Consider the following 14,632-nt stretch of genomic DNA (forward strand, 5'->3'; position numbering starts at 1 on the left):
AATATGCAGGTTTTCTTACTCCAATCCTAAAGGTTTTCGTAGACGGCTAGCAATCTCTTTTGCATATGTTCCCAGCTATAACTCATTTCCATAATTGCTCTAGATTTTTGGCCCATTTCCTCTAGCAATTTTTTTTGCTTATGGAGGTGGATAATAGCATTTGCGAAATCTTTTGCAGTTGCATGTGCTTTTTCAACAACATGACCACATTTATGCTGTTTAACGAAACGTTCCATTTCAGGAGCCTTATTGACCAAGATAGGGACGCCATTATTTAAATAGCTAAAAAATTTATTCGGTAAGGCATAGGAGCGGTTCAATGAATTGGCTAAATCGTCAAAATCTATCCAGCCGATATCTACATCCGCCATATGCTTTTGAATATCTTGATACTCGACCCAGCCTGTCAGTTGGATTGTATTCTTTAAAGATTTTGGAATATGGATCGTCTCACCGTATCTTGGACCGCCAATCACGCGAAATTGAAAATTTTTCATGACACGAGTACAAATTTCAGAAATGCCAATGATCTTTTTGAAATTTCCCTTCTGTGCTTCAATACTGCCTTCATAGCAGATCGTAAAGCTGTTTTTGGCTGTTTTTTTAGTAGGAGCTGCTGCCAATGGGGGTGAGTTATAGACGACATCTACAGGCAAGTTAGGAATCTCTGTATGATACCAGTTTTTAATGGAGTCAGAAACGGTAATAACATGATCAACTTCTTTTAGCATGATAAGAAGCTTTTCTTTTAATTTTTTCTTTGCAGGTTCAGAATAACGGCTATCCAACGGGTCTGGCACTAATTCATGACTGTCATAAATAAGCTTAACATCTTTCCCTTTTGTTTTTTTCATTAAACGTTTAGTTCCGATTCCGGCAAATAATGATAAATATTCATGGGCATGGTAAATATCTGCATCCTGCTCCATCGCAAGTGTTGTGATTGGATTGGGAAATGCATCCTTTTCCCAAGTGTCTTCCTCTTCTAGTACTTTATTGAGATAAGAACGAGAGTTTTCGAAACTATACGTAACGATATTTATTCCTTCGTAAGTAAATGTTTGTTCGAGGAATTTGTTTGTAAATGGTTGCCCATTAATATCAAATAAATAGCCTTTTTTTCTTGGAACTATCATCGTTACATCATAGCCGGCGTCATATAATGATTTTGCTTCTTTGCGAAAAATTCGTGAATCTAAAAAGGGATGTTCAGCAACTAATATACAAACCTTTTTCAAGTCCATCACCACCAAATATTGAATATGCACACAATCAAGCTCTGTATTTTATTCATATGATCAAGCAATGGGGATTGATTCTTCATTTTCATAAGCATGAAAAATTTGTTAAGGAGCTGATGGCTTTGAAAATATTAACCATTGTTGGCGCCAGACCACAGTTTATAAAAGCTTGTATGTTATCAAAGGAATTTGTCAGGGATGACGTCGTCGAGGAAATTATTGTTCATACTGGCCAGCATTATGATTCTTCGATGTCGGATATTTTCTTTGAACAGTTACAAATTCCGAAACCTCATTATCATTTGGCTGTTGGTTCTCATTCCCATGGCAAACAAACTGGAAAAATGTTAATTGAACTCGAGCGGATCATGATCAAAGAACAACCAGATTTGGTATTGGTATATGGTGATACCAATTCTACACTGGCAGGCGCATTAGCTGCTGCAAAGCTGCTTATCCCTGTTGCTCATGTGGAAGCAGGGTTGCGCAGTTTTAATAAGAGGATGCCAGAAGAACAAAACCGTATCTTGACTGATCATCTTTCAACTTTATTATTTTGTCCAACTGATGCTGCTGTAGAGCACTTAAAGCAGGAGAGCATTACAGAAGGAGTCCATCAGACTGGAGATATTATTTGTGATACGGTTAATTTTTTTTTACCGATTGCTTTGGAGCATTCATCCATTCAAAAGACGCTGGAGCTTGAGAAAGACAGATATTTTGTTGCAACCATTCATCGTGCGGAAAATACAAAAAATTGTCAGCAATTGATGGAATTATTGAATGCATTAAATAGTATTGGTGAAAAGGTACTCATCCCTATTCATCCGAGAACAAAGAAGATGATCGCAACCTGTAAGATGACGGAAGAAGAGTATCCTCAGCTTCATGTGACTGAGCCGTTAAATTATTTTGATATGTTGGCCCTCGTTTATAATGCAAAAGGAGTTTTAACGGATTCCGGTGGTTTACAGAAAGAAGCTTATCTTCTTAAAACCCCATGTATTACATTAAGGGATGAGACAGAGTGGACGGAAACGGTGACTGCTGGTTGGAATCGTGTCGTTGGAAGAGACTCTACAAAAATTATGGAAGCTGCAAAGAAGTTGCAGGTCCCTAAAAAGCATATTCAGCTTTTTGGTGACGGTCAAACAGCTAAGAGAATCGTGGAAATTATTCATAACTCCTTTTATAATTAGCAACAAGGCTTGACTCCATGATGAAGATGGGGTCGGTTATACATATTTGATTTTGCCGATTAAATAGTCCTTCCACCTTGAAAGTGTCTCAGCCATCTTCTTATCATTTTCAATCGAATTAAGGGCATTTAATTGATATATATGGGTGATGTGATAGCCCCATTTTGCGATATTAGGATAGCCACCTTCTGTTGTATAGTGAGTCAGATCATAGGCAGTTCTATTGCCAAGGTCATATAAGGGTAACATTCTTTTTAAAGTAACTATCCCGTTTTGATACAGCTTATAAACAGATCGGTCACCAGTAGATTTATAAAGATCATAGAGCCCTATCAACGAATACATAAAACCATTTAAAATATAACTAGGTGGGTTGGTAGGACATTCCTCATAGAAAGAGTATTTCCCTTCAAAAGTAGCAAGAATTCCATTTGCTCTAGAAGAGGTTTCGAAGATTTTTTTCGCTTTCACTGCACTTACGAGATATTTTTTATCATTCATTACGTATGCAGCTCTTGATAAAACGGACAAAGCTACTCCCATTCCTATAGCGGAATACCAGGGGCCTTTTAGTTTTTTTAGTCTGGATGGATAATAGTGGAAATCGAAAGAGTAATTCCAGCCACCGGAATTGTCTTGGTTTTGTAAAAACCAATTGGCTGCCTTCAAAAATTTCTGTTTGTTATCTTCATTCTTATTACTTAAATAGAGGCTATAATGCTGTAATCCAAAAAAACCGATTGTTGCAGGGTTATAATAAGTGCCAAACGGATAGACAGTTTGCGGAATTCCATTGACATCCATTTTTACATTCCAATTTTCAACCTTGTTTTTGTCATAATGTAAATAATTGCCTCGATGGTCGTATTTAAGCATCTCGAATAATCTTGTTTTCGTAATATCGATTTTTAGCAGGTTTTCTTTTGTAATAAACTGATGCACTGTTAAGTAAGCTTTCTCAATGAGAGAATAGGGAATGTAGTAATCATTCCCAATCATTTTACCATTCCCTTCGTACTGATCGTGCATGACAATCTTTATATCTTTTATATGTTCAGAACTCATCACTAAAACGCCCCCTCTTATCGATTATCGAAGCTTTCTTGCTGGTACGCCAGCGACGACAAGATGTTCGCCTATATCCTTCGTGACAACAGAACCGCCTCCGACGATGGTATCTGCGCCAATCGTGACAGCAGGGAGGATTGTAGCGTTATTTCCAACTTTAACGCCCTTTTTCAGATGTGGCCCTTTTAATACATACTCCTTTGCTCCCATGTATTTATCGTTTGCCATTGATACACAAGGACCAATAAAGACATCATCTTCTAAAATCGTGTCCCCCGTTATATATGACAATGTTTGTATCGTGCAATTCTCTCCGATCCTTGTATTTAGTTCAACGATTGCATTTCTACCAATAACGGTTCCTTTTCCGATCGTGACATTTTCCCTAATACTGGCATGATCACCTATGAATACATTTTCGGCAATAGTCGTATTCAAATAAATGGAAACCATATTCCCTATTTTTATATGATCTCCAATCAAAAGGGAATGAGATTGGATTGTTTGCTGCCGCATGCGTGTATTGCCTCCTGGAATAATCCCTATTACACAATTTGCCCCAATTTCAACATTATTTCCGATTCTCGTACCTTTTAAGATAACGGTATTATGGCCAATCACCACATTATTGCCAAATGTAACATCATCTTCAATAACGACATGTTTTCCAACTGATGGCTTTGTTGACATTATGTGCTCCTCCTTTTTTGAGTTTCGACAATTTTTTTTATTTCTGTGACAAGCTGCTTTGCCCGAATCTTTAATGAATGATTTTGCTGAACGAACTCATGGCCCGTCATTGTAATTTTGTTGCGCTCAGTATCGTTATTTAAATAATATGTTGCCTGCTCTTTAAAATTCGCTTCATTTATTGCGACAAAATGTATTCCTGGTTTGAATCCGAGTGCCTCCAACTCCTCGAAAGTAGGTGCTAATAATAATGTTTTACAAGCTAGTGCTTCAAAATATTTCATGACCGGATAAAGGTAAATCGAAGGACTAGTGAAGAAGATTTTTGCTCGATTTAACTCGCGGGCATACTTTTCTCCAATAAAATGTCCCTTTTCCTCCTTAGTTGTTATATCCCCATAACCTGGGTGCGGATGGTAAACAAAATGGCGATCATGCTCGTAAGCTTTGACGATTTTTTGACGAAGTGGGTAAATGTCATCAGTTGAACCCATTAAGAGAAGATCGATATCTTTAGGAAGCTGATAATCTCGATAAATTTCCGTTTCTACAAAGTGAGGAAACCATCTAAGACGGTTCGCAAATTCGGGATATATTTCTAAAAATTGTTTGCGAATGATGGAAAAAATAAAGCGGATATTATTTTTTTTAATGTACAAGCGTCGGGGTTCCTGATAGCGATAAACATCGTTAATGATTAATCCGACAGGAATGGGGATTTTTGAAAGCCCTTGAATAAATGGGGATAATTGATTTCCGATATCATTTTGAATGAGAATGAAGTCAGGCTGAAATTGTAATTTCTTTATAATTGTTTCAATGGAACCAGATTGCCGCCATATTTTGAGAGTCGTTAATTCGTCTAAAGCTTTTTCTAAATATAAGAAATTCTTCACAATCATTTTGGAGGTGTCTTTGGTAATGTAAAGCAATTTAACCATTTGGTTTCGTCCTCTCAAAATTTTATAGAACAAGCTCCCAAAATATTATTTTCCTTAGCAAACGTACAAGTTATCCAAAATTCTCAGCATACATTATAGTAATCAATCAATCTGGGAGGATGTTGAGCATGAAAGTGGGCGTTATAGGTACTGGGAAAATGGGAGAAAATCATTTGAAAAATTATCTTGAAATATCTGACCGATGTGAAGTAGTTGGTATTTACGATGTGAACGAACATAGAGCGAGCGAGATCGCCAGTAAATATGGGGTAAAGTACTTTAAAGATTTGCTTGAATTATTAAGGAATGTTGATGCGGTTAGTATTGCAGTTCCAACAAAATATCACTATGAGGTAGCGCTTGTTTGTATCGACCATGGCGTTCATATACTCCTTGAAAAGCCAATGGCCAGTCAGCTTGAAGAAGCAAAGAATCTTCTTAGAAGAGCTGAAACAGCAGGAATAAAAGTGCAAGTGGGGCATATAGAGTTGTACAATCCCCTTATTCATCTTCTGAAAGAACGACTCAAAGATGAAAAAATTATAGCAATAGACATCCATCGAATGCAACCCTTTGATCTAAGAATGCAGCATGTTGACGTTGTTTTCGATTTAATGATTCATGATATTTACATTTTAAAAGAATTATTAGGCTCTGAAATGATTCACTTCAATACAATCGGAAAAACGTCAGAACAGATGCCAAAACATGCCATCGTAAGTATGCTTTTCAATAACGGAACAGTTGCGCAATTAACGGCGAGCTACAAATCGCAGGAAAAAATTCGGACGATTAGAATTTTTACGGAAAAGGCAATATTTAAAGTCGATCTTTTGAGAAATAAAATAGAAGTTAATCAAACAACCTATTTTTCTATTCAAAATGATAATGTGAAAATTCCGCAGAAGTTATTGGAAACAATTGAAATTCCACATTTTAATCCATTAAAGAGTCAACTTTACGATTTTATTCATTCTGTTGAAATGGACAGGACGCCATTTGTGACAGGAGAAGATGGAATGAATGTACTAAAAATTTGTTCTAATATAAGTGATAACATTAAATTGTTATCATCAAACTATGACGAGCTAACTTCTGATGAATTGTAACAAGAAAAAAAGGAAGCACGATTCGAAGTGCTTCCTTTCAAAAAGGAGTAGATGGGTTGTGAGTACTATATTCTATGCACGAATTAAAGTTTGGTATGGACAAGCATTGAGATTTTACTAAAAATTTTTCAAAAAGAAATAAATGGGGGAAGCAGAATTCTTTATAGCATATTTTCAGAAAAAAGCGTATTTTAGTAGTAGGAAAATTAAAGTACATAAGGAAAGGTGAGATAAAGATGGATTTAGGTTATATTAACGGAAAATTTGTTCAGTTGGATGAGCGAGTTATACCGATTGAAGAAAGAGGACATCAGTTTGGGGATGGAGTGTACGAGGTGATCCAATGTTACAATGGGCAACCTTTTATGCTCGAAGAACATTTGCAAAGACTTTTAGAAAGCTGCGAAGCAATAAAATTGCCGATTAGTGAAACACTCGAGGATTTTCGTACTCTGATTCTTACAGGAATTGAAAAAGCGGAACTGCAGTATGGTAAAGTATATTTACAGGTTACGAGAGGGATCGCAGTAAGAAACCATCCGTTTCCTGATGTTCCCGTTTCGATTTCAATGACATTAAAGGATACAGAGCCTCTGGCTGAAGGATATCGAGTGAATGGCGTTCATGCCATAACCCATGATGATGAAAGATGGGCGAAATGTTACATAAAATCACTTAATTTATTGCCGAATATTTTAGCGAAGCAGGAAGCTCAGGAAGCAGGTTGCTTTGAAGCGATACTGGTAAGAAACGGTTTTATTTCTGAAGGCACTAGCTCCAATATATATATGGTCAAAGATGGAGCAGTTATCACGACTCCACTCAGCAACCATATTTTAGCGGGAATAACGCGGATGGCAGTAATACAAGCAGCCGAAGAACTGAATATCCCTTTTGTGGAAAGGTATTTTAGTCCGAAAGAGCTTTTGGAGGCGGATGAAGTATTTATGACAAGTACTCTCGTCGAAGTGCTTCCGATTGTCAAAATTGATGGCACAGTTATCGATAAAGGTGTTCCAGGAGAGATCACAAAGAAGCTGTATATGCAATATCAGGAGCTTAAAAAGAAAGCTTTGGTGTGACAAACTTGAAAATCATTGATATGCATTGCGATGCCTTATTAAAGCTATGGGAAGCAGGTGGAGCGATTTCCTTCCAGACGGATTCGACCATCGATACGAATAAAGAGCGATTGCGAAAAGGAAAAGTGAAAGTTCAAGCGTTCGCACTATTTGTTGATCCGGTTTTGAAATCGTCTAGTTTATTTGATATCGTTCTTGAACAAGTAAGGCTGTTTCAAGTAGAAATCCTTGCTAAAAATAAAGACATCAAACATATTACAGAATGGTCACAGCTTGAACATTTAAAGGATGGCGAAATCGGAGCTCTTCTTACTTTAGAGGGAGTTGATGCCATAGGAAATGACTTAACCAAGCTTGCTATTTTATATCAGCTCGGCGTCCGCTCTGTTGGCTTAACATGGAATTATGCCAATCTTGCTGCAGATGGCGCAGGTGAACAAAGAGGAGCAGGATTAACGTTTTTCGGAAAAAAAGTTGTGCACTTTAATAATGAGCATCAATTATTGACGGACGTCTCTCATTTAAGCGAAAGAGCTTTTTGGGATGTCATTGCCATAGCTAAATATCCGATTGCCAGTCATTCTAATACGAAAAGGCTTTGTGATCATAGAAGGAACTTAACTGATTCACAAATTAAAGAACTGCTGAAAAAAGGTGGCATGATCCATGTCGTTTATTATCCTGAATTTGTGAGAAAAAATGGGCAAGCGACGATAGTCGATCTAATCAAACATATTGAGCATTTGTGTGAACTTGGAGGTGTGAAACAAATCGGTTTAGGCTCCGATTTTGATGGTATTGACAGAAAAATACCCGGATTAGCACATGCAGGGGAGACACAAAATTTAATTAATGAGTTATTAAAATACTACTCTGAGGAAGAGGTAAGAGGGTTTGCGTCGGAAAACTTTTTGCGAAATCGACCGAAATAAAAGGCATAAAGGGGCTTAAAAAGGGGTTTCACCATCCTTTTCATCGTTATGAAAAGGATTAGCTATAGCTTTCTTCTGGTTTTCTTGCGACGAAAAGTCGGGCATAGAGTTGATACTATCGGTTTCTGTTTTTGAAAAAATAGATGCTTTATTGTTTGTGCAGTGATAAGCACGGAGGAATACGCCTCTAATTAATTGAAAGAAGGAATAACCCACTTTTTATGGCCCCTTAACCTTTTTTAATAAGGGAGAAGCACCTTCACGCTATAGCTCTAACCTCCTTTATTTCATTAGCTTTGCTAAACGATGATAGATGATTTTGATCAAACGATAATTGGCTCATTTTGCGTGAAGCTTTGGATTCACACGAAATGAGCCATAATCAATACCGACATTAAATAATGAAATTCGTTAGAAAACAAAAAAATAAACAGACAGTCCGTCATCATTTATTCGAGCTGTCGATCATTAGCTATGGGTATGCAAAAGCTTAGCTAATGATTTCTGAAAGTACGTAGTGGTGCAGCAATTTTCCTGTATTTTCAATACTTGACTGATGCGTCCGTTCAAATGCGTGGGATGAGTCGATTCCAGGCCCGATTAATCCGTGTACAATATCATGACCGGAGCGAATGGCTGCAGATGCATCAGAACCGTAATAAGGATAAATATCTAACTTGTACTCAATATTATATTCTTCAGCAAGTTTGGCTAAATGCTTGCGAAGTCCATAGTGATATGGCCCGCTTGCATCCTTCACACAAATTGAAACTGTATATTCATCTGTAGATTGGCCGTCACCCATCGCGCCCATATCAACCGCTAAATATTCGACCGTCTCTGGTGTGATATTTGAGTTTCCACCATAACCAATTTCTTCGTTATTGGAAATAAGGAAGTGGGTTGTATGAGGCAATGAAACCTCATTTGTTTTTAAATGTTTAATTAATTGTAAGAGGATCGCTACACTTGCTTTATCATCTAAATGTCGTGATTTTATAAAGCCGCTTGGCGTGATTTCAACTCTCGGCGCAAATGAAACAAAATCACCGACTTCGATCCCGAGCTTTCGAACATCCTCGGCACTTTTGACAACTTCATCAATGCGTATTTCCATATTTTCCTGATTGCGCTCAGCTTTTCCAGCGTCCTTATATACATGGACGGAGGTTTGATGCATCAATATTGTTCCGCTATATTTACGACCAGAACTTGTTTCAATTTGACAATACTCTCCCTCGATGGAGTTAAATTTAAAACCGCCAATTAAATCGATTTTTAACCGTCCGCTCGGTTTAATTTCTTTTACCATCGCTCCTAATGTGTCAACATGTGCCGTTAACATTCGGTGCCTGGAAGAATCAGTTCCTGGCAATGTGGCAATTAAACCGCCTTTTCGGTTACGATATGTATCAACTTGGAGTTCACTAAGAAATTTTTCTACATAGTTTATAACTTCAAATGTGTTGCCTGTCGGGCTTGGAATGGATACAAGAGCCTTTAATAGATCGATTGTTTCCCTTGCATTTGGATAGGACATATGAGTTTCCCCCTTTATAATTCAATATCTTTTTCATCATACCACTAATAAATGGAAAAAGTAAGACAATTTCTTGTTGTAGATTGATTCCTTTTTCTGTATAGGTAGAATAGAAAAGAAAAACGTTTCTGGAGGTTATTGAATGAGTGAATGTAAGCTTGATCATACCATAGAGGATGTTAGAAATAAGTATGAAGCACAGAGTACCTATTTACCCAAGGAATTTGCCCCTTTGTTTGTGCAGTTTTTTAATGAAGACCTTTCGGTTATATGAAAGGCATGTGAAACTTTGGTTTCACATGAAATGAGCCCAAAATCATTTTAACAATAATTCTATTTAGCAAAGCCATTAAAAAAATATGACTTAGCAACAGAGGAAGAAAAAACAGTAAGAAACAAGCGTTTAATGATCGTCCTAAAAAATACATAAGCTCGATAAAGTCATGTTCACAAAACTTGCTGAATACCCTTTATAACAAGAATCTTTTTTCGGAAGAAGAACAGAGGAGAGGGTATGTTTGGTAAAGGTTTACAGCTTGATTATTGATGCACCACTTAAATCGGTTTGGGCATATATGGAGGATTTTAGTCATTGGGGACCACTCGTTCCAGGATATGTCAGTCATGAAATGATCAATGAGAGTCAATCCAATTGGATATTTACCACCGATTTTGGATTTATAAAAAAGAAATTAGAGTTTGAAGTTGAAATATTAAGCAAACATGCTCCAAAAAGAATGACGTTTCAAGTGGAAGGAAAGAATGAGGGATTCAACGGCCATGGGAGTATTGAGATGAAAAGTTTAAAGAGCAATCGAACGTTTATTAATGCGAGTTTAGATTTACAAGCAACAGGAACGCTGGCGAAGCTGATTAAGCCGATGTTAAAATCAAATCCACCGAAAATTACAAATGAACTCAAAAAAGAAATAACGGAGAAAATATTGCAATACAATCAGTAATATTGTAAGGGCAAATACTAGCATTGAAAATAAATAACCATCTTGATTTTTTAGCATTAGCAAGCTGATATCAGGACGGTTACTTCTCTTTATGATATATTTTTTTAAAATATACCCAATTATAACATAATCATTAAATAGGGGTTGTGTCAAGAAATGTATTTAGCATAAATAGGAATAATAGATTCGAGCTTATGTACCAAATGATTTTGAGGTACCAACTGGTCTATTGTAATCATTTCCAATGGGTCTATTTCTGCAATAAGATTTCTCGTCATCATATTTTTATCACCTCTACATAACTCTTGATAAATATTCAAAATCAGAAAAGACTGTAGACAAACTTGATTTCACCGAGTTTGTTTATAGTCTGTATTTTTTTGTTGAGAATATATTGATTTTATTCCTAAATAGTGTAAAATTACACAATAAGTAAATTCAACTAAAAAAGTAAATATAAGGCAGGGGAGTTTGCATGATGCCTCTATCAGAAAAATTGAAGAAACAAGTTGTCAAAGAAGAATTAGAGAAATTGAAAGAAAACCACTATATTCCTGCTCATTTTTATGATGAAGTGGTAAAAGCACATGAAACGTACTATTTGGATTTAGTAGTCGAAAAGACTGAAAAAAAAGTGGCGCAGCCCAAACCTGAAATGCCGCCAAAGCCAAAAGTGGAAAAAAGCTTGAAACCTAACCATTCAAAAGCTCTTGAAAAGAAAACAGATGAACAAATTAGAGAGCGAAATATTACGTGGCTGTTAAATACAGGAGTGATCCTCCTGTTAATTGGTGGATTGTATGTGGCCACAAGTAATTGGGAGACGATGTCAAGCGCGACAAAGGCCGGTTCTATCGGGCTCATTTCCTTTTTGTTCTATGGAATTGCCTATTTGGCAATGAAAGTGCTTAAGCTTGATAAAACAGGTTTTGCATTTATCGTCCTGGGAAGCTTATTTTTACCGATCTTTTTATTATCAATTGCTTGGTTTCAACTATTGGGAAGCTATTTATCCATTTATGGGGAGGGGAGTTATTTATTTGCACTCATAAGCTGTATCCTACTTCTCCCGGTTTATTTCCTTTTTGCCAACAGAATGAAGTCACGTTTATTCGTGTGGTTTACATATATAACATTCACCATTGGAATAGGTTATTTCTTTTCAGCATTACGTTTGAGTGAAGACAGCTTTTTCCTTGGGATGATGCTGTTTCAAGCTCTGTCAATTTATTTATATCATCGAGTGAGAAAGAAAGATGTTGCTAAGCTTTTTATTCGGGAGTTCGTAAATTTTGCCCAGGCGAATTTGATTTTAACGACAGTCCTCATGTTGGTTCTGTATCATTCAAATATGTTTTTGGGCTTTAATTTAATGTTGACGGCAGCTGTTTATTTGTCAATGGTTTATGTAACTGGCCGCAAGGAATTTCATTTTGTCTTTAGCGTCATGCTCATATACGGTGTTTTTCAATTTGTGCAGGCATCTGTATTCGTACAAATTAGCCCGGTTCTCTATAGTTTGCTCGGCTTCATTTTTTTACTCATTCCATTTGTGCTCGATCAGCAATACCCTTGGAAGAAGATTTTTATGGTCACGAGTGCTGTCGTGTCAGGACTTGTTTTCATCTATATCAGCTTTGAGGCGATGTTGATTAATTGGGGAGAACCGTCGTTAACATTGCTTCTTAGCTATTTCGTCATTAGCATTAACTTTTTATATTTGAGTCATGCCACTCAAAAATTGCTTTTCCGCTATTTAAGCGCAGTGTTTATGTCAGTTGTGTTGGTGCAAGGAGTACTTCTCCTTAAGCAGTTCATTGAATTAACACCATTTGTATTAATGCTTGCTTTAATAGGATTTGTCATGTTTGCAGGTTTTGGGGTTTATGTGAAAGCAAGAGTGCTGGAACTAATGAAGCAGCCTGCCCGAGATGTTGGCTGGGTTTACATGCTTGTTGCAGTCTATGCATCTGTATCCATGTATGCATGGTGGGAAAGTGCTGTCATTTTATTTTTGTTTAGCATCAGCGCCTATATAAGCATCGTAAAGGAAACACGGGAGGAGCTGAAACGAACTGCACAATGGCTTGTGCCAATTGCTACTGGGCTAGCTGTGTTAGCTATATATGAGGAATTAATCGGAGGTTCCCATTTAATCGTGAGTCAGTTAGGACCAGCTCTCCAATTTGCATGTGCCAGTTTGAGTATAACAGGCTTTTATTTTTTTATTAAAATTCCAGCTTTAAAGCGAAATCATTTCTACACTGCTCAAGCTTTTTATACCCTTGCCCTTTTAACAGGAATGGTTGTATCTAGCAACGAGCAGTGGGTTCACAGCTTGTTATTTGTTGGTGGTATCGTAATGTACGCATGGCTATACCATTTTACTAGGAACCGATATGTTCCGTATGTAATTGGGCTTGTCTTCTTGATGAGCTATTATACATTGATTGAACAAATTTGGGAAATTGGTATTCTCTATGCTATTACAGGTGCTGCAATCCTTTTTGTCACTTCCATTCTAGTAAAAGCTCGGGATTTGAATATGTACCGTGCATTTGCTTTTGTTGCTCATATGTATATGCCCTTTGCTCTATTACTCACATTAGTTATTCATGGGAAATCTGCCATGTGGAGCTTTTGGGTAGCTGCACTGATTTACGGAGTTAGTACGAGACTTACACAGTGGGAATGGCTGAGGAAGTTCTTTTTATATGGCTCATTTACTTCAATATATGCTGCTTTTACAGGTGTACTTGCCCATTTCGAAACGATGGAGCTTGAGTATGGCTTTGTTTTAACTAGTTTGGCGATTGCGGCGGTATGGAAATTTTCCGGCGGAGCTTATAAACAACGGATTTTTTATTATTTAGTACCGTTTTCTTTGCTTGGCATAGGCGTCTTACTCAATATGTACCCGTTTCATACATTCACTTTTATCATTATGATCTTATATGCGGTAGGAATAATGGTACTTCTTCATATATATAAGTGGAAAATGCTTGTTGTTATCCCCGCACTGTTTATTTATGCAGGAGTAAGACAGTATTTAGCCTATTATCCGTTTACTACATTGAGCGAATTATTCACATTAGCTGTTTTTGGGCTTATTTTTCTTGCTGCAGGCAGATGGTTTTTTACCTCTTTTTATGAGAAAAAAAAGAAAGAATTTCTTGTTGTTGATGTCTATACACTTATTGCGCTTCTTTATTTTGCAGCGATGTACAGCTTTGAACATCCCTTTCTCTGGACTCGATTACTACCAGGTTCCTTGATTGCAGCAACGATTTGGTTGCAGAGAAATCGAATTCCAAGCGAATATAAGTGGCTCCCCATTTTTATAAGTGGAGCATTTTTGCTACAGCCTTATTATTCTTTCGTATCCAACCTTGCGGTGCATGAGCTTTTAAAAGCTGAAGTATATGTTTTGCCGTTCGTGCTTTTATCGATTTTTTTACGTCTCTGTTTGAAAGGCCGTTACGAAAAAGTGACAGCAAAACTGCAATGGGGGATTCTTCTAGTTGTCTCTGTTGTTCTCGTCGTAGATGGGTTACAATCGTCAACAATCTATGATGCTCTAATTCTTGGAACTTTATCATTAGTGTCAATTGTTGCAGGAGTTTTTGTTAAAATAAAATCATTTTTCTTTATTGGAATTGGAGTTCTTTTATTGAATGTTTTCATGCAAACGCGTCCTTTTTGGGGAAACCTTCCTTGGTGGGCATATTTGCTCATTGCAGGCTCAATTTTAATTGTCGTTGCCAGTATGAATGAGTGGAATAAGCAAAAAACCGCAAGTGGAGAGAAAACGCTTCTTCTCACATTCAAAGAAAGAATAAAGAAATTATGGATACATTGGAAATAAATA

12 protein-coding genes are annotated in these 14,632 nt (G+C 36.9%); 6 read left to right on the top strand and 6 right to left on the bottom strand.

The features are described 5' to 3' along the window. Nucleotides 1–26: 26 nt before the first annotated feature. Nucleotides 27–1,244 carry a glycosyltransferase gene (locus FCJ93_RS16365; RefSeq protein ID WP_235879518.1) on the bottom strand — a complete coding sequence of 406 codons (1,218 nt, stop codon included), beginning with the start codon at nucleotides 1,242–1,244 and terminating at the stop codon, nucleotides 27–29. A gap of 119 nt (nucleotides 1,245–1,363) precedes the next feature. Here FCJ93_RS16365 and wecB point away from each other — a divergent pair, with 119 nt between their 5' ends. After that, on the top strand, nucleotides 1,364–2,440 hold the full coding sequence (gene wecB / locus FCJ93_RS16370; protein WP_095308737.1) for a non-hydrolyzing UDP-N-acetylglucosamine 2-epimerase: 1,077 nt from the start codon (nucleotides 1,364–1,366) through the stop codon (nucleotides 2,438–2,440). Nucleotides 2,441–2,476: 36 nt separating this feature from the next. Here wecB and FCJ93_RS16375 read toward each other — a convergent pair whose 3' ends face one another. From FCJ93_RS16375 to FCJ93_RS16385, 3 genes are read right to left on the bottom strand one after another with little or no spacing between them, the layout of a single operon-like run. Then, complete coding sequence (locus tag FCJ93_RS16375) at nucleotides 2,477–3,505, bottom strand: D-glucuronyl C5-epimerase family protein (protein WP_235879523.1); 1,029 nt, start codon at nucleotides 3,503–3,505, stop codon at nucleotides 2,477–2,479. 24 nt (nucleotides 3,506–3,529) lie between these two features. Beyond that, on the bottom strand, nucleotides 3,530–4,198 hold the full coding sequence (locus FCJ93_RS16380; protein ID WP_137744193.1) for an acyltransferase: 669 nt from the start codon (nucleotides 4,196–4,198) through the stop codon (nucleotides 3,530–3,532). Next, a complete protein-coding gene (locus FCJ93_RS16385; protein WP_137744194.1) occupies nucleotides 4,198–5,139 on the bottom strand; it encodes a glycosyltransferase family protein in 942 nt (313 codons plus the stop codon). The genes FCJ93_RS16380 and FCJ93_RS16385 overlap by 1 nt, the downstream gene beginning before the upstream one ends. A gap of 128 nt (nucleotides 5,140–5,267) precedes the next feature. Here FCJ93_RS16385 and FCJ93_RS16390 point away from each other — a divergent pair, with 128 nt between their 5' ends. From FCJ93_RS16390 to FCJ93_RS16400, 3 genes are all read left to right on the top strand, one after another. Beyond that, nucleotides 5,268–6,248 carry a Gfo/Idh/MocA family protein gene (locus FCJ93_RS16390; protein ID WP_170211337.1) on the top strand — a complete coding sequence of 327 codons (981 nt, stop codon included), beginning with the start codon at nucleotides 5,268–5,270 and terminating at the stop codon, nucleotides 6,246–6,248. A gap of 236 nt (nucleotides 6,249–6,484) precedes the next feature. Beyond that, nucleotides 6,485–7,330 (top strand): D-amino-acid transaminase, encoded by an 846-nt coding sequence (dat, locus tag FCJ93_RS16395; RefSeq protein ID WP_137744196.1) that lies wholly within the window; start codon nucleotides 6,485–6,487, stop codon nucleotides 7,328–7,330. Between the two features lie 5 nt (nucleotides 7,331–7,335). Continuing rightward, nucleotides 7,336–8,262, top strand: coding sequence for a dipeptidase (locus FCJ93_RS16400; protein ID WP_137744197.1), 927 nt, complete (start codon nucleotides 7,336–7,338; stop codon nucleotides 8,260–8,262). Nucleotides 8,263–8,752: 490 nt separating this feature from the next. Here FCJ93_RS16400 and FCJ93_RS16405 read toward each other — a convergent pair whose 3' ends face one another. Next, the gene (locus FCJ93_RS16405) at nucleotides 8,753–9,802 is read right to left on the bottom strand and encodes a M42 family metallopeptidase (RefSeq protein WP_137744198.1); all 1,050 of its coding nucleotides are present in this window, start codon (nucleotides 9,800–9,802) and stop codon (nucleotides 8,753–8,755) included. A gap of 518 nt (nucleotides 9,803–10,320) precedes the next feature. On the opposite strand from FCJ93_RS16405, the gene FCJ93_RS16415 reads away from it, so the two are divergent. Next, nucleotides 10,321–10,764, top strand: coding sequence for a CoxG family protein (locus tag FCJ93_RS16415; protein WP_095308675.1), 444 nt, complete (start codon nucleotides 10,321–10,323; stop codon nucleotides 10,762–10,764). 149 nt (nucleotides 10,765–10,913) lie between these two features. Here FCJ93_RS16415 and FCJ93_RS25695 read toward each other — a convergent pair whose 3' ends face one another. Next, on the bottom strand, nucleotides 10,914–11,045 hold the full coding sequence (locus FCJ93_RS25695) for a hypothetical protein (protein ID WP_268951601.1): 132 nt from the start codon (nucleotides 11,043–11,045) through the stop codon (nucleotides 10,914–10,916). A 197-nt stretch (nucleotides 11,046–11,242) separates the two neighbouring features. Here FCJ93_RS25695 and FCJ93_RS16420 point away from each other — a divergent pair, with 197 nt between their 5' ends. Further along, complete coding sequence (locus tag FCJ93_RS16420; RefSeq protein WP_137744199.1) at nucleotides 11,243–14,629, top strand: hypothetical protein; 3,387 nt, start codon at nucleotides 11,243–11,245, stop codon at nucleotides 14,627–14,629. Nucleotides 14,630–14,632: the final 3 nt, after the last annotated feature.

The organism is Robertmurraya siralis (genome assembly GCF_005502275.1).
Lineage (GTDB): Bacteria > Bacillota > Bacilli > Bacillales > Cytobacillaceae > Robertmurraya > Robertmurraya siralis.

Coding starts and splice junctions, on each gene's coding strand:
- FCJ93_RS16365 (WP_235879518.1), bottom strand. CDS start 1,244: ATGGACTTGAAAAAGGTTTGTATATTAGTTGCTGAACATCCCTTTTTA.
- FCJ93_RS16375 (WP_235879523.1), bottom strand. CDS start 3,505: ATGAGTTCTGAACATATAAAAGATATAAAGATTGTCATGCACGATCAG.
- FCJ93_RS16380 (WP_137744193.1), bottom strand. CDS start 4,198: ATGTCAACAAAGCCATCAGTTGGAAAACATGTCGTTATTGAAGATGAT.
- FCJ93_RS16385 (WP_137744194.1), bottom strand. CDS start 5,139: ATGGTTAAATTGCTTTACATTACCAAAGACACCTCCAAAATGATTGTG.
- FCJ93_RS16390 (WP_170211337.1), top strand. CDS start 5,268: ATGAAAGTGGGCGTTATAGGTACTGGGAAAATGGGAGAAAATCATTTG.
- dat (WP_137744196.1), top strand. CDS start 6,485: ATGGATTTAGGTTATATTAACGGAAAATTTGTTCAGTTGGATGAGCGA.
- FCJ93_RS16405 (WP_137744198.1), bottom strand. CDS start 9,802: ATGTCCTATCCAAATGCAAGGGAAACAATCGATCTATTAAAGGCTCTT.
- FCJ93_RS25695 (WP_268951601.1), bottom strand. CDS start 11,045: ATGATGACGAGAAATCTTATTGCAGAAATAGACCCATTGGAAATGATT.
- FCJ93_RS16420 (WP_137744199.1), top strand. CDS start 11,243: ATGCCTCTATCAGAAAAATTGAAGAAACAAGTTGTCAAAGAAGAATTA.